The sequence below is a fragment of the Niallia sp. FSL M8-0099 genome (assembly GCF_038006945.1).
In the GTDB taxonomy this organism is placed as follows: domain Bacteria; phylum Bacillota; class Bacilli; order Bacillales; family Cytobacillaceae; genus Niallia; species Niallia circulans.
On the sequence record NZ_JBBOWF010000002.1, the window covers coordinates 1,467,397 to 1,489,642 of the forward strand.

20 protein-coding genes are annotated in these 22,246 nt (G+C 37.1%); 2 read left to right on the forward strand and 18 right to left on the reverse strand.

All coding sequences use genetic code 11. The annotated features are described in order from the left end of the window. Positions 1–10: 10 nt before the first annotated feature. The 7 genes from mnhG to NSQ92_RS21750 are packed head-to-tail and all read right to left on the reverse strand — an operon-like array spanning position 11 to position 5,807. On the reverse strand, positions 11–391 hold the full coding sequence (gene mnhG, locus NSQ92_RS21720) for a monovalent cation/H(+) antiporter subunit G (protein WP_047940921.1): 381 nt from the start codon (positions 389–391) through the stop codon (positions 11–13). Continuing rightward, the gene (locus tag NSQ92_RS21725; protein WP_047940922.1) at positions 369–653 is read right to left on the reverse strand and encodes a Na(+)/H(+) antiporter subunit F1; all 285 of its coding nucleotides are present in this window, start codon (positions 651–653) and stop codon (positions 369–371) included. The genes mnhG and NSQ92_RS21725 overlap by 23 nt, the downstream gene beginning before the upstream one ends. Next, on the reverse strand, positions 646–1,128 hold the full coding sequence (locus NSQ92_RS21730) for a Na+/H+ antiporter subunit E (RefSeq protein ID WP_047940923.1): 483 nt from the start codon (positions 1,126–1,128) through the stop codon (positions 646–648). Before NSQ92_RS21730 ends, NSQ92_RS21725 begins: the two co-directional genes overlap by 8 nt. Positions 1,129–1,168: 40 nt before the next feature. Continuing rightward, positions 1,169–2,650, reverse strand: a complete 1,482-nt coding sequence (locus tag NSQ92_RS21735) for a Na+/H+ antiporter subunit D (protein ID WP_341153223.1) — start codon at positions 2,648–2,650, stop codon at positions 1,169–1,171. Beyond that, entirely contained in the window at positions 2,643–2,981 is a 339-nt protein-coding gene (locus tag NSQ92_RS21740; protein ID WP_047940925.1) for a Na(+)/H(+) antiporter subunit C, read from the reverse strand. The genes NSQ92_RS21735 and NSQ92_RS21740 overlap by 8 nt, the downstream gene beginning before the upstream one ends. Continuing rightward, positions 2,981–3,406, reverse strand: coding sequence for a Na(+)/H(+) antiporter subunit B (locus tag NSQ92_RS21745; protein WP_047940926.1), 426 nt, complete (start codon positions 3,404–3,406; stop codon positions 2,981–2,983). The genes NSQ92_RS21740 and NSQ92_RS21745 overlap by 1 nt, the downstream gene beginning before the upstream one ends. Continuing rightward, positions 3,390–5,807, reverse strand: coding sequence for a Na+/H+ antiporter subunit A (locus NSQ92_RS21750; protein ID WP_095258298.1), 2,418 nt, complete (start codon positions 5,805–5,807; stop codon positions 3,390–3,392). Before NSQ92_RS21750 ends, NSQ92_RS21745 begins: the two co-directional genes overlap by 17 nt. Positions 5,808–6,038: 231 nt before the next feature. Between NSQ92_RS21750 and NSQ92_RS21755 the strand changes: the two genes are divergently transcribed. Further along, on the forward strand, positions 6,039–6,731 hold the full coding sequence (locus NSQ92_RS21755) for a universal stress protein (RefSeq protein WP_047940928.1): 693 nt from the start codon (positions 6,039–6,041) through the stop codon (positions 6,729–6,731). A 37-nt stretch (positions 6,732–6,768) separates the two neighbouring features. On the opposite strand, the gene NSQ92_RS21760 is transcribed toward NSQ92_RS21755, so the two are convergent. Beyond that, positions 6,769–7,326: a tyrosine-type recombinase/integrase gene (locus NSQ92_RS21760; RefSeq protein ID WP_047940929.1), complete on the reverse strand. Its 558-nt coding sequence runs from the start codon at positions 7,324–7,326 to the stop codon at positions 6,769–6,771. A gap of 312 nt (positions 7,327–7,638) precedes the next feature. Next, positions 7,639–8,916: a histidine--tRNA ligase gene (locus NSQ92_RS21765; protein WP_047940931.1), complete on the reverse strand. Its 1,278-nt coding sequence runs from the start codon at positions 8,914–8,916 to the stop codon at positions 7,639–7,641. A 303-nt stretch (positions 8,917–9,219) separates the two neighbouring features. Between NSQ92_RS21765 and NSQ92_RS21770 the strand changes: the two genes are divergently transcribed. Further along, on the forward strand, positions 9,220–9,858 hold the full coding sequence (locus tag NSQ92_RS21770) for a copper homeostasis protein CutC (RefSeq protein ID WP_047940932.1): 639 nt from the start codon (positions 9,220–9,222) through the stop codon (positions 9,856–9,858). 71 nt (positions 9,859–9,929) lie between these two features. On the opposite strand, the gene NSQ92_RS21775 is transcribed toward NSQ92_RS21770, so the two are convergent. The 9 genes from NSQ92_RS21775 to NSQ92_RS21815 form a co-directional block, all read right to left on the reverse strand. Beyond that, on the reverse strand, positions 9,930–10,688 hold the full coding sequence (locus NSQ92_RS21775; RefSeq protein WP_095258300.1) for an alpha/beta hydrolase: 759 nt from the start codon (positions 10,686–10,688) through the stop codon (positions 9,930–9,932). A gap of 10 nt (positions 10,689–10,698) precedes the next feature. Beyond that, positions 10,699–11,670 carry a LacI family DNA-binding transcriptional regulator gene (locus NSQ92_RS21780; RefSeq protein ID WP_047940934.1) on the reverse strand — a complete coding sequence of 324 codons (972 nt, stop codon included), beginning with the start codon at positions 11,668–11,670 and terminating at the stop codon, positions 10,699–10,701. Between the two features lie 18 nt (positions 11,671–11,688). Continuing rightward, positions 11,689–15,003: a GH36-type glycosyl hydrolase domain-containing protein gene (locus tag NSQ92_RS21785; RefSeq protein WP_341153224.1), complete on the reverse strand. Its 3,315-nt coding sequence runs from the start codon at positions 15,001–15,003 to the stop codon at positions 11,689–11,691. 10 nt (positions 15,004–15,013) lie between these two features. Then, a complete protein-coding gene (gene bglX / locus NSQ92_RS21790; protein ID WP_251687816.1) occupies positions 15,014–17,173 on the reverse strand; it encodes a beta-glucosidase BglX in 2,160 nt (719 codons plus the stop codon). An 11-nt stretch (positions 17,174–17,184) separates the two neighbouring features. Then, complete coding sequence (locus NSQ92_RS21795; RefSeq protein ID WP_061797067.1) at positions 17,185–18,015, reverse strand: carbohydrate ABC transporter permease; 831 nt, start codon at positions 18,013–18,015, stop codon at positions 17,185–17,187. Between the two features lie 12 nt (positions 18,016–18,027). Then, positions 18,028–18,858 carry a carbohydrate ABC transporter permease gene (locus NSQ92_RS21800; RefSeq protein ID WP_369988880.1) on the reverse strand — a complete coding sequence of 277 codons (831 nt, stop codon included), beginning with the start codon at positions 18,856–18,858 and terminating at the stop codon, positions 18,028–18,030. A 214-nt stretch (positions 18,859–19,072) separates the two neighbouring features. After that, the gene (locus NSQ92_RS21805; RefSeq protein ID WP_341153225.1) at positions 19,073–20,320 is read right to left on the reverse strand and encodes a sugar ABC transporter substrate-binding protein; all 1,248 of its coding nucleotides are present in this window, start codon (positions 20,318–20,320) and stop codon (positions 19,073–19,075) included. Between the two features lie 242 nt (positions 20,321–20,562). Then, positions 20,563–21,597 carry a polysaccharide pyruvyl transferase family protein gene (locus NSQ92_RS21810; protein WP_047940940.1) on the reverse strand — a complete coding sequence of 345 codons (1,035 nt, stop codon included), beginning with the start codon at positions 21,595–21,597 and terminating at the stop codon, positions 20,563–20,565. 96 nt (positions 21,598–21,693) lie between these two features. After that, on the reverse strand, positions 21,694–22,161 hold the full coding sequence (locus tag NSQ92_RS21815) for a hypothetical protein (RefSeq protein WP_341153226.1): 468 nt from the start codon (positions 22,159–22,161) through the stop codon (positions 21,694–21,696). Between the last annotated feature and the right edge of the window lie 85 nt (positions 22,162–22,246).

Here is a 22,246-nt window from a genome sequence, read left to right on the forward strand (position 1 = left end):
TTTTTTCCCTTTATTTATGAATTACTTCCACTGTTTCTATCCCTTCTTTATCCATTTCAGCATTCAGATCATCTTGTACCGTTATATCCGCAAGCTTAACTTTTGAGCGATAAGCGGAACGAACAATGACATGGGATGCAACAGGAGAAGTTAAAAAAACAAAGAAAATTCCCAAGAACAGGCGAATGCTAAAAACACCTTCTATAATAAAAAAGACAAATGTGCCAACAAGGGTAAAGAGTACTCCCATAGTAGAACCTTTGGATGCAGCATGAGATCTTGTGTATACATCTGGCAGTCTTATTAATCCAAGGGAACTCAGAAAACAAAAAATAGCGCCACAGAATATAAGCAGAACAGATATGAGTTCAATCAGATTGTTTTCGCTCAATGACTACACCTCTTTCCATATATCGGGCAAAAGCAATCGTTCCAATAAACGACAAAATTCCAATTAATAAAATCACCTCAAAAAAACCTGTATTCCGAAGCAGAACGGAAAAAATCGCTACTCCTGCAATTAGATTGATTCCTAAACTATCTAATGCCTGTATTCTATCAGGTGCTGACGGTCCTTTGATAAGACGATATATTGTTGCAAGAATAGATATAATCAGTAAAATTAACGATCCAACCAATAATTGATCAATCATAGCGAGTCACCCTCTTTATGGCCATTTCGAATTTTTCCTTTGAACGAAAAATGGATTCCTTTTGTGCAGGGATATCCATTGCATGAATAAAGAACTTTTTATTATCGGAAGTAACCTCTACTACAACAGAACCAGGAGTTAAATTCATTAATAGAGCTAGTAAGGAGACTTCCAATTCCCCCTCTAATTCCGTTTCTAACGAAAATATTCCTGGGGAAATATTTAATCTTGGCCTTGTTATCTGCCTAATCACAACAACACTTGAGGTAAACAGCTGCTCAATAAAAACAAAAAATAACTTTACGACCGCAAAAAATGTTTCTAAATAAAATTTAGTTGGCAAATAGCGACGCAAGATAAATAAAACTAGTATACCGAACAAGTAACCAGTGAAAAATGTTAAGACATTCCATGTGTCCTGTAAAAACATCCAGATGATACCGATTAATAAGTTGATCAATATCTGCATAGGCATGGATACCACCCCTTTCTGTCTATTTACTACTTAAATTCCCTTAATTATTGCTTAAAACAGCTTTGACATAATAATTGGGGTCCATCAAGCCTTCAACTGCCAAATCTACATATTCATGAATCCCTTCTGTCCCTATCCCTAATGCAATGGTTAAGAAAGTAAGGAAAGCTATTGGCAGCATTAATCCCTTCGTGGTCCCTTTTTCTTGTTCTAGTGTTAAATCGGTATAGCCCCAAAACACAGCCATAAATACTTTCATAATAGAATAAAGGACAAATAAGCTGCTGATCAGTCCGAATGCACCTAACCAGTAATATCCTGCAGTAAAGGTACCCTCTGTAATAAATATTTTTCCTAAAAATCCACTTAGTGGAGGAATTCCTGATAAGGATAAAGCTGCAACAAAGAACATCCAGCCTAATTGCGGGTGCAAACGAATCAATCCACTCATCTCATCTAATTTACTTGTTCCAGTCAGATGAATAATTGTGCCTCCCAGTAGAAAGATAAGTGCCTTAATCACCATATCATGAATGAAATAGTAGATGGAACCAGTCATCCCCACTGTTGAGTACGTAGCAACACCCGCTAAAATAAACCCAACACCAATAACCACATTATAGGTCATCACTTTATAGATATCTCTATAGGCTACAGCTCCAATTGCTCCAAGGGTCATTGTAATAGCTGCGAGAATTCCAATTAATAAATGGGTAATGTGAACTTCATGATAAAAAATCAAGGTAAACACTCGAATAATCGCATACATTCCTACCTTGGTTAACAGCGCAGCAAAGATAGCAGAAATAGCTGTTGGTGGTGCACTATAAGAGCCTGGTAGCCAGAAGAATAAAAACAATCCAGCTTTTAAGCTAAATACAATTAGGAATAAAATTGCTACCGTCGTCATAAGCCCGCCTTGACCAACCTCTGCAATACGGACAGATAAATGAGCAAAATTTAGCGTTCCAGTAATGGCGTATAAATAAGCAATTGCAACGAGAAACAGAAAGGATGAAATAATATTTATCAGTATATATTTAATCGATTCTCTTAGCTGAACCCTTGTTCCTCCTAATGAAATCAGGACATATGAAGCAACAAGCATTACTTCAAAACAAACAAATAGGTTAAATATATCTCCTGTAAGGAAAGAACCGTTTACACCTGTTATCAAAACCAAGAATAACGGATAAAAATAATACTTCTCCAATTGTTCCCCAATCGAATGAAATGCGTACAGCAAACAGCAAAACCCAATAACACTCGTAACGAGAACAAGAATTGCTGCAAACATATCGGCAACCATACTTACACCAAACGGCGCCTCCCATCCTCCTAATTGAATGGACTGAATCCCGTCTGTTTTAATTTGATCAATTAAAACACACGCCACAATAAAAACAGTAAAAACTGCTACTAAGCTTAATATCCGATGAAGGATAACTTTATCTCGAAAAATAACCATGATCATCGCAAATACGATAGGAAGGATGATCGGCAAAATGACAATATTATTCATCCTCATTACCCCTTAATAAATCTGTATCATCGGTGCCTAGTACTTTATATGCTCTGTAGCTTAGTACTAAAAATAAAGCTGTTGTTGCAAAGTTTATGACAATGGCCGTAAGCAGCAATGCCTGAGGCAGAGAATCTGCAAAAGTATGATCGGTTATACCTAAGAGAGGTGGCCCTCCCTTATTCAATCCACCCATTGTAATAATAAGCAAGTTTACACCGTGACCAAGAATAGATGTCCCTAAAATAATTCGTAATAATGTCTTTGTTAAAATAAGGTAGATTCCGATAGAGAATAAGACACCTACAAGAATAGACATTAACGTCTCCATTATCGATCATCCCCTATTGTCATAATAATTGTTATGGCGGTCCCGATAACGGCAAGAGCCACACCCACATCGAAAAGGACTGCAGTCGCCAACTCTGTTTTTCCGAAAATCGGCAGATCAAAGTATCCAAAGGCTTGGGTTAAAAATGCTTCCCCAAATATCATTCCCCCTACCCCTGTCAAAACAGCGATTAACACGCCAACTCCCGCTAATACTTTAAAGTCAACAGGAAGGTTCTTTCGTACGGATTCAATATCAAAGGTAAGAAAAAGCAGTATAATCGCTGCCGCAAAGGTAAGACCGCCAATAAATCCGCCACCTGGAAAATGGTGTCCAGAGACAAAAAGATTGATCGCAAAGGTGAGGATAATGACGACAGCAACCTTTGCAACACTTCGGATGATAATATCATTTGGTTCCTTCATTCTTATCTCCTCCCACTAGTCTTACCTTTATTAACGTATAAACGCCCAAACCTGCCACTGTAAGCACAAGAATCTCTAACATCGTGTCAATACCACGGAAATCTACCAAAATGGCGTTAACGATATTTTTTGCGCCGGCCAGTTTATAGGAGTTTTCATAATAGCTTGAAATAGAAGCAAATAGATGGGTTCCATTTGCAGATAGAGCAATCAGTGTAACGACTAGCCCTATGCCAATCGAAATAATGGCATTAACCACTTTAAAAGGTACCCTGCTAATTTCTTTCTTTAATTGCGGCAGATGATAGAAGCACAGCAAGAATAATACAGTAGTTACCGTTTCTACTACTAATTGCGTAAGTGCTAAATCTGGAGCTCTAAAAAGAACAAAGAAAAATGAAACAAGAAATCCTAGCGCTCCAACCGCTACAATAGATGTAATTCTCGATTTGGAGAACAGCACCGTGACAGAACTTACTATCATTGCAATTACTATTCCCATATCAAAGATAGTAATTGGTGAATCATGTGACATATCAAATGTAAAACCATTAAATAGGAACAAGGATCCCCCAATGATTAAAATGATAAAGCCAAATATATAGACTAAATAATCACGTAAAAAGCCAGTCATATAAAAATCAGTAATGGACTTGGAGAATTTCTCCAGATATTCCAAACCTAGATTATATAAATTACTTAATGTAAAGGCTTGTGGATATAAACGATAAATCTTATACCATTTTCGTAAAAGTAAATATAGTATCGTGCCTAATCCCACCACACCAATCGTCATCCAAAGCTCTGTATTAAATCCATGGAAAGCACTAATTTTTTTCGACTCGACCGTATGCGCAAGTGTTGGCAGCACGGCTGCAAATGCTGGCTTTAGCAAAAACTTCGAGACAACATTTGGAATAAAGAAGAAAAGAATAACAAGCGCACCTAGGATGATAGGCGAGAGTAACAAGCCAATCGGTGCCTCATGCACCACCTTATCTAGTTTTGGTGCTTTATTTTTCCCTCTAAATGTTTTAAAAATTAATACCATGCAATAAACAAACGTTAATACACTAGCAATCCAAGCTATAATAGGAATAAAAATTCCAATATGCTGAAGTTTAAATATTTCCATTTCCGATGCTTGCACAACAGCGGTAAAGAACATTTCTTTACTTAGGAAACCATTAAATGGTGGAAGACCAGCCATCGAAAAACCGCCAATTACAGTAAGGGTAAAGGAAACTGGCATTAAGTGAATTAGCCCGCCAAGTCTCCGCAAATCCCGAGTACCGGTTTCATGGTCAATTATTCCTACGACCATAAATAAAGAGCCCTTAAAGGTGGAATGATTTACTAAGTGAAAAATCGCTGCAAAAATCGCTGTTGCATACAGCCCTGCTTCTTCTACAGCTAACCCTTTATACATTGCAGCAGAACCCAAGCCAAGCAGACTCATAATTAATCCTAATTGACTAATGGTTGAATACGCTAATAATGCTTTTAAATCTGTCTGCTTCACGGCATTAAAGGAGCCATATAGTAAAGTAAAAATGCCTATTCCTACAACAATCCAGAACCACTCCATCGTCCCGCCAAAAATAGGAGTTAGACGAGCAACTAAATAAATTCCTGCTTTAACCATCGTTGCCGAATGTAAATAAGCACTGATTGGAGTCGGTGCTTCCATGGCATCAGGAAGCCAAATACTAAACGGAAATTGGGCAGACTTCGTAAATGCCCCTAGCAAAATGAGAATCATTGCTGGTATAAATAAAGCATGGCCTTGAATTAAATCAAGTTGAAGCAGCGTTTCTCTTATGCTGGTTGTATCTGCCATAATAGAAAGCATAATCAAACCCGCCAGCATCGCAAGTCCGCCAAAAACAGTAATCAACATTGCCTTCTGTGCGCCATATCTAGAACGGTCCCTTTCATACCAATAAGCAATTAACAGAAAGGACGACACACTCGTAATTTCCCAAAAAACATACAAAACATAATAATTATCAGACAATACTAGCCCAAGCATCGCTCCCATAAATAACAATAAATATACATAGAAGTTATGCAACGCCTCGCGATGCTTTGATAAATAGAAAATAGAATATAAAATGACTAAACTTCCTATCCCAGCAATCAGCAATCCAAAAACTAAGCTAAGCCCATCTAAATAGGTTATAAAGTTAATACCGTAGGCTGGTATCCATTTAACCGCAGAAGTAAACACCTCTCCTTTTGCCACTTTTGGAATGTACGTCAACAGGTAGATAAAAATAAGAAATGGCACAAATAGTACAAACCAGCCAGTATGAATTCGCGGCGTCAGCCTTTTATAAATAAAAGGCACAATTAAGGCAAACATAAATGGAAACAATATCATAAAATGTAACCAAGTCATTTTTAATTTCCCTCCTTTAAATTGGTTCTATTTTGATGAACTTAAGTCAAAAAGGTATTTATAATGGAAACGATGTCTAACCTTACTATTAGTAAAAGAATATAAATATATTTGTTCATTTGGATAATTTAAGAAATCCATTGACTCATAAAGTAGCATACGTTATAGTCATACATAGTTTATTATTAATGGTGTAAATCATTCACATCTATACCTGAGGTGAAAAAAATCATGATAAATGGAAAAGAACGCATGGATGAAAGTATTCTCGTCTGCGTTTATTACGGTCCTAACGGTGAACGTCTTATACAACGAGGCTGTAAATTAGCTAATATGCTTGATTGTCCACTCTATATTCTAACGGTGGATTCCAAACCGTTTGATGAGCTGGATGCAGAAAAGTCAAACTATATTTCTAGATGGAAAGAGTTAGCTGAACGTCATAGTGCGGATGCGTTTATCATTAAAGACAAGGAATCAAGACCAATCTCTAAGGTAATCGCAGAAGTAGCTAGAGAAAAAAACATCACCCAAATTGTTCTCGGTCAAACAGCGCAAAGTCGTTGGGAGCAGATTGCAAAAGGTTCGATTATTAATTCGTTATTACGTGAAATCCCATTTGTTGATCTTCATATCATTTCGGTCGCTCGTTTTTTGAAAAACCCTGAAGGTCAATATGAAAAAGGTGTACGTGCATATTTAGTAAAAGAACAAAATGGATACCGTCTAATTTTTAATCATACAAAGCAGGTAATGTATGAAGGGATTTTCTTTAAAGAACATGGTACGGATTTCAATAATGGTGTATTCAAATTTATGAAAGATCAAGAAACATTGCAAGTGCAAGTACATGAGGACATCGTTAACGAATTAACGAATGTTGACATCGATACGAACGCTAGTAACGATGATGATTATCTATAGGCCATTTATACTCCACCAAACTTGGTGGAGTTTTTTATTAAAGATTAACGTCCACTTTAACTAATCTCTTTTCGTGCTTTTCAATGCCTATATATTTTAATGTTTCCGAACGGGAAGTGTGATTGTATACATGCATCAATAAAGAAATAGCAATCCCCTTTCGATAGGCATGGTAGCCGAATGTTTTTCTCAAGGTATGCATTCCAATCTTCCCAGAAATTCCAACTAATTTTGCCGCTTTGTTTATAATCCGATAGGCCTGTTGACGAGTAATCGGTTGATTATTCTTCTGAGACTTAAAAAGAAATTCATCTTCTTCAAATTCATGTTCTTGCAAATATTTCTCCAATTCAGTATGCACTTTACTATTTAAATAGTATGCCTTCACTTCATCTGAATCACGAAGATACAAAAACTCCTTAATTCCCGACGCATCTCTTACATCCCGAACTTTTAATGCGAGTAAATCACTAACTCTTATTCCTGTATTAATACCTAATACAAAAAGGAGCAAGTCTCTTTGAGATTGTTTTCTTAATACTTCTTTAATCGCATTAATACTCTCAATTTCTTTTATAGGATCGACATATTCCATCGGTTTGCCTCCCAATAATGTTACATAACTTTATGTTATCATCATTTAAGTAACATTACAACGAATATCTACTATTAAATATTATTTCTTTTGTAGTATGCTTCTCTTGTGTGGAAATAATCTGTTATAAAGTTTTCTAGAGAATTTGCTTTTCTATGCTACCGGAAAGGTAATTTTTTTAACTTATATGAAAAAGGAATATGGATGTGTTTTTTCTTTTACCTTTTTTCTTGAAATGGGTTTTGACACCGCTTCTAATCCTGACAAACATAAAAAGGCAGTAAATGTCTCCCATCTACTGCCCCATCCTACTTAATATTGAAAAGCTTCTAGCCATTCCTCTCCCGTTTCCATATCTCTCACTTTATACGTATTTCCATCTACCTCGTTTTCTCCTATTATAATGACCTTTTTGACACCTTCTTTATTTGCTTTATCTAAAGCTTTTGCCAGTTTTTTCTTTCCTAGTTCTAATTCCACTTTAAAACCTTGGTCTCGAAGCGCTTTTGCTGCTGATATAGCTTCCATCGGCCGACCAATTGGAATAATGTAGTAGTCTAGCCTTTCCGCTTCTAAATAGCTATTCTCTAATGAAAGAGCGGCAAAAATGACATCCAGCCCAAAAGAAATGCCCACTGTTGCATAAGTTTCTTGGGAACCAATTAGGCCTCCTATCGCGTTATCATATCTTCCGCCACTCCCGATGCTTGACTTTACGCTTTTATCTGTTAAAAAAATTTCATATATCGTTCCTGTATAAATTTCAAGCCCTCGCGCAAGAAATGGGTTAAACAAACAACATGACTCAATTTCTAGCTGCTTTAAATATGCTTGTAATTCATTCCATTCTTCTAACCCCTGTTTGATAATCTCCTCTTTTTCTGCCAACTGTCGATACTCCTCTACAATACCGTCCAAGTCCTTTTGTAAAAAAGATTCTATAGCATCTATCGCCACTTGGTCTAATCCCGCCTCCCTTAGTTCTTCTTTTATTTTTTCTTTACTAATTTTCTCGATTTTATCTAAAATCAAAATCACACGGTTTACCATTTGACCTGTAATATTTAACTGACGGAGAAATCCAACTAATAATTTACGATTATTATATTGAATCGTCACGTCCATCTTTAATCTTCTGAAAACATCTAATGCCATCATCATGAGCTCTGCTTCGGCCACTTGCGATTGAACACCTACAATATCCACATCGCATTGTGTGAACTCCCGGTAACGGCCGGTCTTTATTGGTCCATCACGAAAAACTTTGCCAATCTCGTAGCGTTTAAAAGGCATTTTTAATGTTGGATTCATTGCAACAACCTTCGCAAAAGGGATCGTTAAATCATAGCGCAGCGCCAGCTCTCTTTTCCCCCGATCGGAAAGTGTATACATTTCTTCTAATATTTCTGCCCCGCCAGCGTATTTAGAAGCAAGCAAGCTTTGATAATTTAGGATTGGTGTCTCTATCGGCTTGCAGCCATACTGAATGAATACATCTTCCATCGTTCTGCGGATCGTTCTTCTAATTCCTTCCTCTTCTGGCAAATAATCGAGTGTTCCCTTTACATTTTGATAATTCATCTTCTTCATTTTTTTAGCCTCCTGTTTAAAAATAAAAAACCGCCCTTGATTTAAGTAGTAAAACTTAATCAAATGCGGTTTCATGAGAAATAGCCTTCCTATGTACGATTTTTAAATCGAAATAGCAAGACTACTGTTTATGATGATGTAATTGTGAAAGAAAGATACTAAGTGTGCGTTTAACCATTTCCATCACCTCTTATTTTCCAAATACTTTAACATATTAGGAAAGAGAAAACAATAGCCACTTATTATACCGTTCCTTTATGTCCATATATGATACTATCTTAATTAGATTGGTAGGTGACAATAATGATAAAAGAAGTATGTGTAGAAAACTTCACACTTGTTCCAAGCGCCATCCAAAAAGGGGCAGATCGAATTGAGTTATGCGATAACCTTTCTGTTGGAGGAACAACAGTAAGCTATGGCGTTGCGGCAAAAACGATTTCCTATTGCAGAAACACCAATACAAAGGTGATGGCTATCATTCGCCCAAGAGGCGGAAACTTTATTTATAACGAGCATGAGATAGATATTATGCGCCAAGATATCCACCTTTTTAAAGAGCTTGGTATAAATGGAGCTGTAATCGGCTGCTTGAATAAAGCTAACTGGATTGATGAAGAAGCGCTGGAGAAATGCATAGACGCTGCCGCTGGGATGGAGATTACCTTTCATATGGCCTTTGATGAAATTGCTCCTCAGCTAAAATGGCAAGCAATTGATTGGCTCGCATCCCATGGCGTGCACCGTATTTTAACGCATGGCGGCCCTCTATCAACCAGAATAGAGAACAATCTGCCTGCACTAAAAAGTTATATAGAATATGCTGCTGAAAAAATTATTATTATTCCTGGCGGCGGAATAACATCTGCTAACCTGCCGTTGCTTTCTTCGGAGTTAGGAATGAAAGAAGCTCATGGGACAAGAATTTTGGGGAATTTATAATTTTCCTAAAGAGGCATCCTTCTTTCATGAAAACAGCAAAGGGACTATCCCTAAATGGACAGTCCCTTCTTTTAATTATTCGCTTCTTTATAGTTCTCATCAAACCATTTTAATACAATCTGAATTGTTTTATCCCAAAATGCCCAGTTATGATCTCCCGGCATTTCAATATAATGAAAATCTCTTATTTTCTTTTGCGCTTTCTCTCTAAACTTTAAGTTATCCTGATAAAGGAAGTCTTCTGTACCACATATTTGCAGCATTTTCACCTGGCTATCTTCTTTTAGCTTCTCCAAAAGATAGAATAAGTCATTTTCACTGCCAGCCAGCTGCTGAATAGATCCAAAAATATCTGCAAATGCTTTGTCTCTATCTTTATCCCTCTTCCACAATTCCACGGCATCCATTGCTCCTGATAAAGAGGCAAAGCTGTTGAAGCGATTGGGAAAAGTGAGAGCCAATTTCGTTGCTCCATAGCCGCCCATGGATAGTCCAGCAACAAAGCTAGCCTCTTTCTGATCGGAAATACGAAACCACTTTCTCACTAATGCAGGTAATTCTTCCGATAAAAACGTCCAATAGCGATTTCCATTTACCATATCTGCATAGTAACTTAAATCCACTTGAGGCATCACAATCGCAAATTCATACTCTGACGCATATCTTTCTAGTGATGTAGCAGTTAACCAAGCTTCGTCATCATCAGACCAGCCATGTAACAGATAGATAACAGGAATAAGGGGGCTATTCCCTTTATCAGGTAGATAAATATTCATAGAAGTTGCTTTTCCTAAAACTTCAGAACGAAAATTCACTTTAGAGACAGCCATTTTTCCACCCCTACTTTTTATTAGAAATAAATGATTTTCCTTCTACAAAACTGGTAATTATCCATTCATCCTCGACTTCTTCATTATTTATCAACTGAACCACTTTTTCCGCGGCAACCATTCCCCAACGATGTTTGGAATAAGAAATTGTCGCTAATGACGGATTAAGAAAAGAGCCAATTTCTATATTATCAAATCCAATAAGAGAAATATCTGTGCCTATCTTTCTATCTTTATCTTTAAAATATTTATAAATCCCTACAGCCATTTCATCATTAAAAGAAAAAATAGTAATCGGTGAGCATGTCATCTTCGAATGAATGATTTCTGCTGCTGCATAACCCGATTCCTCCGTAAATGCAGAGGGAATAACCTCATATTCTACGCCATAGCGTGCTAATTCGCGTTCACTTGCCTCCAGCCTCTGCCGGCTATCAAACGCTTTTTCTGGACCTGTTACCAAATAAACTTTTCCCAGATTACTTGAAATTATTTTTTCCACCGCAAGCGTTGCTCCGCCTTTATTATCCAATAACACTTTTCTAACATTTGGACAACTAATTTCTCGATCCAGCACAACTAAAGAGTGGCCTCGATTAGCAAATTGAATAATTTCATCCGTGCTAAAGGTCCAATCTAGAATAATACCCCCATCTACCATTCTTTCCGGAAGAAACAGATGGGACTTCTGCCCACTGCAAACAATCATATCGTAGTTGTAATAGGCAAGACCCCGTTTAATTCCTTCTAATAGCTCTCCATAGAAACTCCCGCCATAATCTGCAAGATAGACAGCTATAATTTTTGTTTCCTGCTTTTTCAATGTTCTCGCTGCCATATTAGGAATATAATTGAGCTCATTTGCAATAGCAGTTATTCTTGCACGAGTGGCTTCCGTTACCTTTGGACTGCCATTTAGTGCATAGGATACGGTAGAAATAGAAACACCAGCTGCCTTAGCTATATCTTTAATCCCTACCATTGCCTTCACCCCTTCCTATTAGCAGTATACTTCTAATATATTTTCTTGTTGTAATACTTTCTTCATTGCTTCCTTATTTAAGCATATTCCACCCTGCCGATAAAGATTATCTTCTAGTCTGTTCTCTAGAACATTTCCATTAAAGATCGCCTTCCTATCTTTAGACCTGAGTATATACTTAATCTCTACAGGCTTATCTAATAATTGAAATGTTACAGTTAAACCATTTAAGCTTTCTGGCAGAACTGGATCAATAATAACCTCTGCAGCTGTTTGGCGAATCCCTAACACATTGCTTATTAACTGATTAATATAAATTCCTGGCCCGCTGGAGTATATACGCCAGCCGCCTTTTACAGGAATACCGCTATTTTTAAGTTTACCAAAATTCTCTTGTGCTTCATACCTCGTTTTGAAATCGCCATCAGAACTGCTGAAATAAACATTACTCTGCCGAATAGCTGCATTTTCTACACGATCTTTAAGACCAATTGGATTAATCGTATTTAATCCTTTCCATGTTTCTTCTGCTTTCCCTAACTTCGCCATTGCTTCCGTAAAACGAATATGGGCGTGTACATATTGCAAACCAATTTCCCTTCCAAAGTTAGCAGCCTGTTCCGCACGTTTAAAGTTAGTGCTTACGCCGCCTTTATAAGATGCAGGCCGATTCATTAACCGCACTCCATCCGGAAAATATAAATTTTCTTTTATAATTCGATAATGATGTTCGGCCATCTCCGGTGTGATTAATTCCGCAATCATACTTCTTGTCATGGGTAATAATCGGTATTGAATATTTGTTTTTTTATCATCTGGATGTATCATTAATTCCACATGATCCGAATCCTCCATATAGACAAATCCTGGAATGGTATCTGTACTTAATATAAAACGGTTAAAGTCCGCTTTAATATTTTTAGCCAAATCAAAAAGGTATGCTGCATACAGACTATCATAGCTCTCTAACGCTCTCGCTAAATTACGGATTGTCTGGTAGGTAAGCGCTACTGTCCAGCTGCTAGCCATATTTTTCTTTAACCTGCTATCATATGGCTGTAATGTATCATCCCAATCTCCATCTCCATAACAGGATAAAAACGTATTCGGCAGAAAATTTTCCTCTATATAGTGGATTTGCTTCTTAACATGCTCCATTAACGGATAAGACTTTTCTGTTTTCGCAAATGTATCCCGATCTGTAAATGGAATAGACTCCGCTAATATGCTCGTATCGCCTGTAAATGTTAAATAATCTCCAACTACCTTTAACGGCCATACAATAACATCGCCATGACTTTCATCTGCTTTAATCTTTTCAAAGCGATCAAACATAAACCACTGCGGCCAATTCCCATCATTTTCGAATTGGTTTGCATATACTTTTTTCAAAATCTCACGGACAATTTCAGGGCGATTAACAGCAAAGAAATATTCCACCGGCCCCTGTGAAACGTCCCTTGTTCCCCATGCAGCCCCGCCATATTGCTCTAACCCATGCGGAGACAGATAATGGACTAGCATATTATGAGAATACCATCTACTAAGCAGATTCATTCTCTCTACTTCTTCTTGGATGAGCGGATTCTCATGCTTCATATGAAAACCATTTAATAATCCATCCAGATAACGTTCATAGCTTTCCGTCTCTATACTTTCGCTCTTTTGATGATGCTGATAATTTCCTCTGTGCAAATTCCCCTGAATAGTAAGGTTTACGGTATGTTCTTGCAGCAATTCTAACATGACTAGCGGGAAGTCAGATTCTTCCTTAAGAGAAACAAAAACCGTTTCATCCTTCAACGTAAAGGGTTGTTCAACATGGATATGATAAGTTAGCTCTGGATAGCCTTGATCGACAGTTGAACTTGGTGTGCCATTAAATGTGATGACTTGATTTGATTGTTCCCATTTAAACGGTACATAATCCTCTCCATCATTCATTAAAATATGATTACTAATGACGAAATCATATTTTTTCCCTTTTTTACTCTCGATGCTCAGCTTAATCTCATGCTCTTCAACAGAGGTATAATTTGTCACTGTAATCAAGTCGTCCGCAAGCTTGTAATACCATTTAGCAACATTAAAGCCCATTTCAAATGCAGATGGCATAGCTAATAACTGCCACTGATTATTTATTTTTATATAAATCCGTTGACCAGATTTCTTCATTATATTAAGTGAATTTCTATTATTGCTCATCATTTTGTTCATGGTAGTGTTCCCTAAAACAATTTGGGAATTAAAAATTCCATACATATAGACCGTTGTAGCCATTACCGGTTTATCTACTACTAAGTCAGTTCCGCTTAAAAGGATATGACCATGCGGCCTTTCCATTTGAACTTCCTTTTCCTTTAATACAACATGACGTTGATTATCGGTAAAAAAGGACAAAAGTTTTTGATCTACTATCTCTTTTTCTAGTTGAATACCAAATAACTCATCTATTTCCTCAGGAGTCAACCTTTCTGTTTTGATAACTTGATTAACGATACATGTCATTTTATTTACTGGTTTTGTAACCTGTTCCAACTTGCTTGCTTCTACCCAAATTTTTTCTATTTGTTCCGTAGTAAAACAAGGTTTCTCTACGGCTGCTGGATGGTTTTCCAAGATAGAACCATAAAAAACGAACGATTGCTTCTCTTGTACATTTCGTTTCTCTGTTTGCAGGGCCGCATAAGCCATTTCATACTGATAAACCTCTGTTGGAAGGCTTTCTCTCTGTAATGCCTCAGGAATATTTGTTTCTTTGTAGGACTTTCCAAAGAATTGGTATCCATCTGTACTAAATCCAATTGTTTTTTGCAAACATCCTTGTTGTAGATACGGAAATTTACCCTCTTGCGGCTGATTTTGTCTGGAGCAAATTGTATATCCGTGCTGTGAATCGATGTAATGATCGATATATTGAGACACATACGCTTCATTTGATTGAACGGCTCCTTTTGCCGCAATGCCAATATCCTGTCCATATAATAAGTCTACTGTTTGATTCCCTTGTAAAGAAACTTCCCAGAACCATACATCCTGTAAAGTTAATATAAATTTAACTTCATAGGATACTCCTTGAAAGGTGCCATTCCAAATTAATACACGCTCACCTACTGCCAGCTTGCTATCCGATTGAATACCTAGTAATGGTGTTGAAAGAATTGTCCCATTTTTAAACACACGCAAATAGATCTGGTTAGCACTGCCATCTAATAAATTCCCTATGAGTTGGTTAACCATTATATCCTTATGACAAATCTCATATATATCCCCGCTAGGAAGAAATGAAAATGTCGTATTATTCCCATTCAATGTAACTATTTGAGTATTCATATCTTCATCCCTATCCTCTTATCTTTTTTAATTTAAAACATTTTGATTGAAGTTCTATGCTATTTGGACCAACCATTACTTCAAAATCGCCATCATCACTGATGAATTGCATATTTCTGTGGGTATATCGAAGCTGCTTCTCCGAAATAATAAATGTTACCACTTGCTTTTCTCCGTTTTCTAAATAAACTTGCTTAAAGTCCTTTAATTCCTTAACAGGACGCACCACTTCTCCGACTAGATCACGAATATAAAGCTGGACCGTTTCTGTGACAGGATAGTTGCCTCTATTCTCCACTTCCACCGTAACTGTCACGGCTTCATTCTCCGATATGGTCTCTTTATCTACTTGCAAATTGTTATAAACAACTTCGCTGTAGCTTAATCCATAGCCAAATGGATAACGTGCATAATTTGAAACATCCAAGTATTTAGAAACATATTTTTCGTCCGGATTCTCTTCATAAGGACGACCTGTATTATCTCCATTGTAGTAAACTGGCACTTGCCCCACATTTTCTGGGAAACTCATGCTTAAACGTCCACTTGGGTTTACATCTCCATATAAAATGTCACTTAGTGCATTTCCACCTTCTGTACCAGGGAACCACGCTTCTAAAATGGCAGCTGCTCCATCTAGCTCACTAATATCTAACGGTCGGCCATTATACAGCGTAACGATTATCGGTTTACCTGTATCCTTTAATTGCTTAAAAAGCTTTATCTGTTCTTTCGGCAAGGAAATATTACTTCGGCTGGCCGCCTCTCCACTCATCCATTCTTGTTCCCCTAAAGCTAATACAACGACTTCTGCATGACTCGCTGCTTTTAGTGCACTTGAAATCATGTCTTCTGATAGTTCAAAGTAATCACAAGGTACTTCTGCTGAGAGAATATTAGCAGATTTCGTTTGCATCCCTTCAAGTAACGACACAGCTTCATCCATTTTCCCTTGCCATGACCAAGCTCCTAAAATATCCTGTGAATCTGCTCCCGGTCCGACAACTGCTACTTTTTGATCGGCAGATAACGGCAGGACTCCATTGTTTTCTAGCAATACAATTGATTTTGCTGCTATTTCTCTGGATGCATTTCGATGAGATTGTGACAGTATTACTTCTTTTTCCCGATCCGCATCTGCTCCGCGATGAGGATTTTCAAATAACCCTAAATCATTTTTCAATTCTAAAATTCTTAGCACTGCTTCATTTAAAAGTTTTTCGTCTACTACTTCTTCCTCTACTAACTCCTTTAAATAGTGAGCATAACAAGTGGTCATCATCTCAATATCTACTCCTGCCTTTATGGCAAGCTCCGCAGCCTTTTTTTCATTTCCAGCTACGCCATGAGCAATCAATTCCTTCACTGCTCCCCAATCAGATATTACTACCCCATCAAAACCAAACTGTTCCCTTAATATTTTTCTAAAAAGCCACTCATTCCCAGTTGCGGGAATCCCGTCCACTGTATTAAAGGAGGTCATTACTAATTTAGCACCTGCATCAATAGCAGCTTTGTAACTCGGTAAATAGCTTTCCCTTAGTTGCCGTTCAGACATATCGACCGTATTATAGTCTCTTCCTCCCACTGGAGCACCATATGCAGCAAAATGCTTTACACAGGCCGCTAGTCGTTCTGTATCGCTTTTCAAGTCTTCTCCTTGATAGCCGTGCACTAACGCTTTCGCAAATTCACTATTTAAATGAGCATCTTCTCCTGTTGATTCCATCACTCTCCCCCATCTAGGGTCGCGCACTAAGTCAACCATCGGTGAAAAGGTTACATGTAAACCAGATACACTAGCTTCTAATGCAGAAATTCGCGCCATTTTTTCCGCAGCTTCTAAACTCCAGGAACTCCCTAAACCTAAAGGAATGGGGAAAATCGTTCGAAATCCATGGATAATGTCAGCCATCATTAAGGTTGGAATTCCTAAGCGATGCTTTTTCATATATTCCTTTTGGATACGAATAGCTTCTTCAGCTCCCGATAAACCTAATGTAGAGCCAGCTTGTTTGATATTTTCTTCTGTTAACCCTAAATCAGTTAAAGGTCCTGTCATTTCTTCACTTTTTTTTGTATAAAAATCGGCAGAAAGCTGTAGAAGCTGATCTACCTTTTCCTCTACTGTCATTTCATCCACTAATTTAACTAAATCTTCTTGTCTCATTTACATGCTCCTTACTTCAATCCTGATACATTGAATCCTTGCAGGATGTATTTTTGGAATATCATGAATACAATAATGATTGGAATAATCATAAAGGTAGAACCAGCCATCTGCAGAGCATAATTGCTTGCATATTGTCCTTTTAAAAGCTGTAGACCAACAGATAATGTATAATACTTTTCATCATTCGCCATAATTAGCGGCCATAAGAAGGAATTCCACGCACCGATAAAGGTCAATATTCCCTGCACAGCTATAACCGGGCGTGAAACAGGCATAATTATTTTCCAAAATATTTTCCATTCACTCGCACCATCTAATCGAGCAGCTTCTAATAATTCGTTCGATATAGTAGACATAAACTGACGGAATAGGAAAATGGCAAAAGCCCCCACTAGACCCGGAAGAACAATCCCTGCCATTGTATTTGTTAAACCCATTGCGTTTAAAATCAAATAGACTGGAATCATTGTGACTTGCCCAGGTATCATCATTGTCGCAAGCACTAAATAAAAGAGAATATTCTTTCCCTTGAAGTTATATTTTGCAAAGCCGTATCCTGCCATCGCGTTCAAAATTAGTCCGCCAAATGAGCATAGGACGATAATTAATGTATTTTTTAAATACACGGCAAAGTTAAACGCTAAAAACAATTCTTTAAAATTAGCAAAGGTAATCTCCTGCGGCCAAATAGTTGGAGGAAACTGCATAATTTCTGCATCCGTTTTCAGGGAAGAAAGCAGCATCCAAATAAATGGTAAGACCATAAAAAATCCGCCAACAGTAAGAATAATTCCAACAATCCACTTTGAAGTTCTCATTTGCTTTTGAGATGTATGCATAGCTATTTCCTCCTATAATGATTCTTCATCACTCTTACGCTGAATGCGGAATTGAATCAAGGTAACGATAATAATCGCAATAAATAAAATAAATGACCCTGCCGCTGCATAACCAAACTTACTAAATTGGAACCCGTTCCGGTAAATAAATAACGCAACGGAAGTAGTACTATCTAAAGGCCCGCCATTGGTCATAATAAACGGTTCTTCGAAAAACTGGAGCCAGCCAATCATCGTCGTAATCGTTACAAAGAAAGTTGCAAACTTAAGCATTGGTATCGTAATTTGAAATAATTGTTGACGTCGATTAGCGCCATCTAATGAGGCAGCCTCATAATATTCTTTCGGTATACCTTGAAGAGCCGCTAAAAAAATAATCATATTCGTACCAATTGCTCGCCATAAAGCAAGAATAATTAATGACACTTTCGCCATTGTCGGATCTTGCAGCCACGGTACTGGAGAAACATTGATAAGAGACAGTAAATAGTTTAAAAATCCAAAGCTCGGGTTATAAAGATAACTCCAAACCACTGCTACGGCGACCACATTTGTTATCGACGGCGTATAAAAAATCAACCGAAAAAATTGAAATATTTTATTTTCCCCGAAGTTAATCATAACCGCGATTCCTAAGGAACAGGCGATAACTAAAGGCACACCAATCACTACATAAAACAAGGTATTTCCAATAGACTTGAGGAAAACAGGATCTGTTAAGATTTCCTTGTAATTACTTAATCCCACAAAATTGATCTGTGACCAATCCGCTAATCCAACTAAGCTGATATCTGTAAAACTAATAAAAAAAGCTACAACTATAGGAATTAAGGAAAACAACATTAGTAAGAGCAATGCAGGAGAAATGAATAAATATGGGGCTCTTTTACTAGTAAAGTTTCTCAATTTTAAAGCACTTCCTTTACTTTAAATAGAAAGGAGCATCTCTTTAGAGAAAGATTCCTTTTAACACATTCAGATTAGAAAGATATTTTTCTAATCGAACGGTTTATTCAGATAGCTTCCTCTAATGTTTTAGATACTCCTTTCTGCTCATTTATTTACTTAAAACCTTTTCTGATTCTGCATTAAATTCATCCATCTCTGTCTGTACATCTGCTCCACCTAAATAAATTTTCTCAAAATGCTTCAAATAGTTTTGAGCGATTTCTTCAAATTCTGGAATCAATGGCATGGGATGAGAATCTTCCATTTGTGCTCCAAATACTTCATATAATGGATCTCCGGCTAGCTTTTCATCCTTCCACGCTTCTTTTACTGTTGGCATGGCATTTGTTAATTCTAACCACTTTAATTGGTTTTCCTTGCTGACCATAAAATCAATAAATTGTGCCGCTTGATCTTTTTTCTTCGAATGTTCAAATATGGTTAAATTCGATCCACCAAGACTAGAATCATTATTATCTTTTCCAGCAGGAAGAACGGCAGTTGCCCATTTGCCTTCGATATCCGGCACTGTATCATTGACTGTTTTCACCATCCACGGACCACTAATAAACATTGGTACAATAGCATCTCCTGAGAACGTTTGCGAAACATCCATTCCTAAGTCCTGTTTAGGCGCATAACCTTTTTGGATCATATCATTTAAAAACGTCACTGCTTCTACAAACGGCGCTTGGTTAAATCGCGCTTCTTCCTTATCTGACAGTAATTCAGAACCATTTTGTCGTGCAAACATGAAACCAAGTGTTTGTTCTTTCGAATCGACATTTAAACCATACATATTGTCTCCTCGTTCTGATAATTTCTTCGCGGCGTCTTCAAGCTCTGCCCATGTTTTAGGCGCCTCTTTATATCCAACGGATTCTAAAATATCCGTACGATAGAATAAAACTCTCGTTTCTGCCGCCCATGGAATCCCGTAATACTTATCATCAAACTTGGTTGTTTCTACTGACCCTTCGAAAAAGTTTTCTGGCTTTAAATGATCATTTTTATCAATAAATGGCCCCATATCCGCCAATGCACCAGCTTCTTGAAACTCCGGCATCCAAGTAGTGCCCATTTGAAGGACATCAGGTCCTTCCTTCGAAGCTACGGCTGTCAGTAATTTATCATGAGCACTAGCCCAGGGGATTGCTTGAATTTTTACTTCAATGCCTGTTTCTTTCGTAAATTCCTCCGCCATTTTAGGGAGCTGCTTCACTTCATCTCCCATTCCCCAAACGGTTAGTACTTCTGAGTCACTAGCATCATTTTTACTATCAGAACATCCCGCCATTAATCCTACTGCAAGTAATGCTGTGGTTCCTAGCAATGCAAATTTCTTTTTGAAATTCATTCTTGTTCCCTCCATTTTCAGATGAATTTTATAGAAACGTTTCGATATAAGTTAGTATATATCACGAAAAATTAACTTGCAAGCGTTTTCTAATTAATATATTTAATATTATTAGTAGAAACGTTTCACAAAACACAATAAAAAAGACCCAACAAAGTGCAAAGATTTAAGTAATATCAATGTTTTATATTGACATTCTTTCCTCTTTTACCTCCGTTAGATCTCCCCACGTTCATTGGAACTTATCCTTTAAAAAAGTCTTTTAGTACTTGGAAATCTTCCATTACATCAATCTTATTCGGCTCTGCATTTTGCAGTCTTTCTACCATTGCTGGTATGTCATTTAGATCTTTGTTATCAGTATATTCAATAAAGGATAACTCATGCAGCCAATCATTATAAGAATGTTTTGCTTTTCCATAGCTATTTCCGAACACTAGACAAGGTGTCTTAGTGATAATAGAAAAGATCATAGCATGCAACCGATCTGTAATGATTAACTTTTTGGAACCAATTTTATCAAGCGTTTTTAAGAAGTACTTTTCACGGTCCGCATAATCAATCACATCAACCTCTGATAAAACTGTATCTGTCCGCTCTACAGACTCCGTTTTTCCAAATAAGTCCATTAAGTCGGAAACAAAGCTTTCTTCTGTCACCTTCTCCTTATCTGCTCTTAGAACAAATAGAACACCATCACGTTCCAGCTCTCTTGGCTCAATAGACAGAGATAATACCATATCTGGAGTGTAAATAACATTTGCCTGGAAGGTTTCTTTTAAAATATCTAAAGTTTGATTCTCTCTTGCTACTAAAGTTAGATTAGGATTTTGATTGTATGCCTCTTGGCTTTTCCGCTTCTCTTCTCTACCTTCCTCTGTATCCTCAAAAAAGGCGGATTGTGGAAAAACAATTGTTTTGTAGTCTTTAAAGGATGAAACTACTTTTCTACGATCTTCCTCAATATCTACGTATAAACTTCCGAGATTTCCTCCACCTGTAAAACAAACAATATCATCTTCGCTTATAATCTTTTTGACTAGCTCTATTCCCTCTTCTGTTGCATAGTCCATAATTTCAATATATTCATAGTAAGGAAAACAATTTTTAATAAACTTCTCCTCAGCATAGGCAATAGCTTGATCCCCAATATTCGTATAACTTGGCGATCCAAATAGGAATACTTTTCTCTTATTATTAAATAATGCTTCCTTATCTACATTAGGAGCAATTCCTTTTACAATATTCCATTCTTCTTTCCTTGCTTGATTTAACATAACTTTATTCCTCCTTCTCACTTCAATAGAACCTAGAGTTAATTGTCATGTACCCAAAACAAGCTATAAATATTCCGAAAACATTAACTTTCTCCTTTACTTTTTTTGCTTCCATATCAATAGAATTGATTTGCCATCGTTCGGAGAATCTTCTCCATAATTAAAAGGAAGCACGGCAAAAAAAATAAAATAAAAGGAAAAATAAACAAACTGATAGAAAAATGAGCTTTTTGGTAGAACATCCTGAATGATTAAAGAATTAACGACTAGAATCGACAATAAGTTAAATAATACACCTCCCCCATGAATCAATGTCTGCTGCCATCTTTTTTTCTTCTCTATCCCTTTATAGTGGCAGGCAGCATCTACAAAATAAAGTACATGAATATGCATACACCCTATAGAAAACAGTCTTTTTCCCCTGCCAATCGTTAAATCGCCCTTCAACCCAAATATCCATACAAAGAGTTGATGCCCGGCAGCATGAACTAAATTAACAATAGGCAAAACGACGAAAAAGGCCCATACAAATTTGTCGAGATCACTTAGAGTAAACATCTTCATCCCCCTTCTCTCCCCTTTTAAGATGGGCAGTTTAAGTTACTAGTTATCTTTTAAAATTTGGCTATATGTAAGATACCTCTTCCGC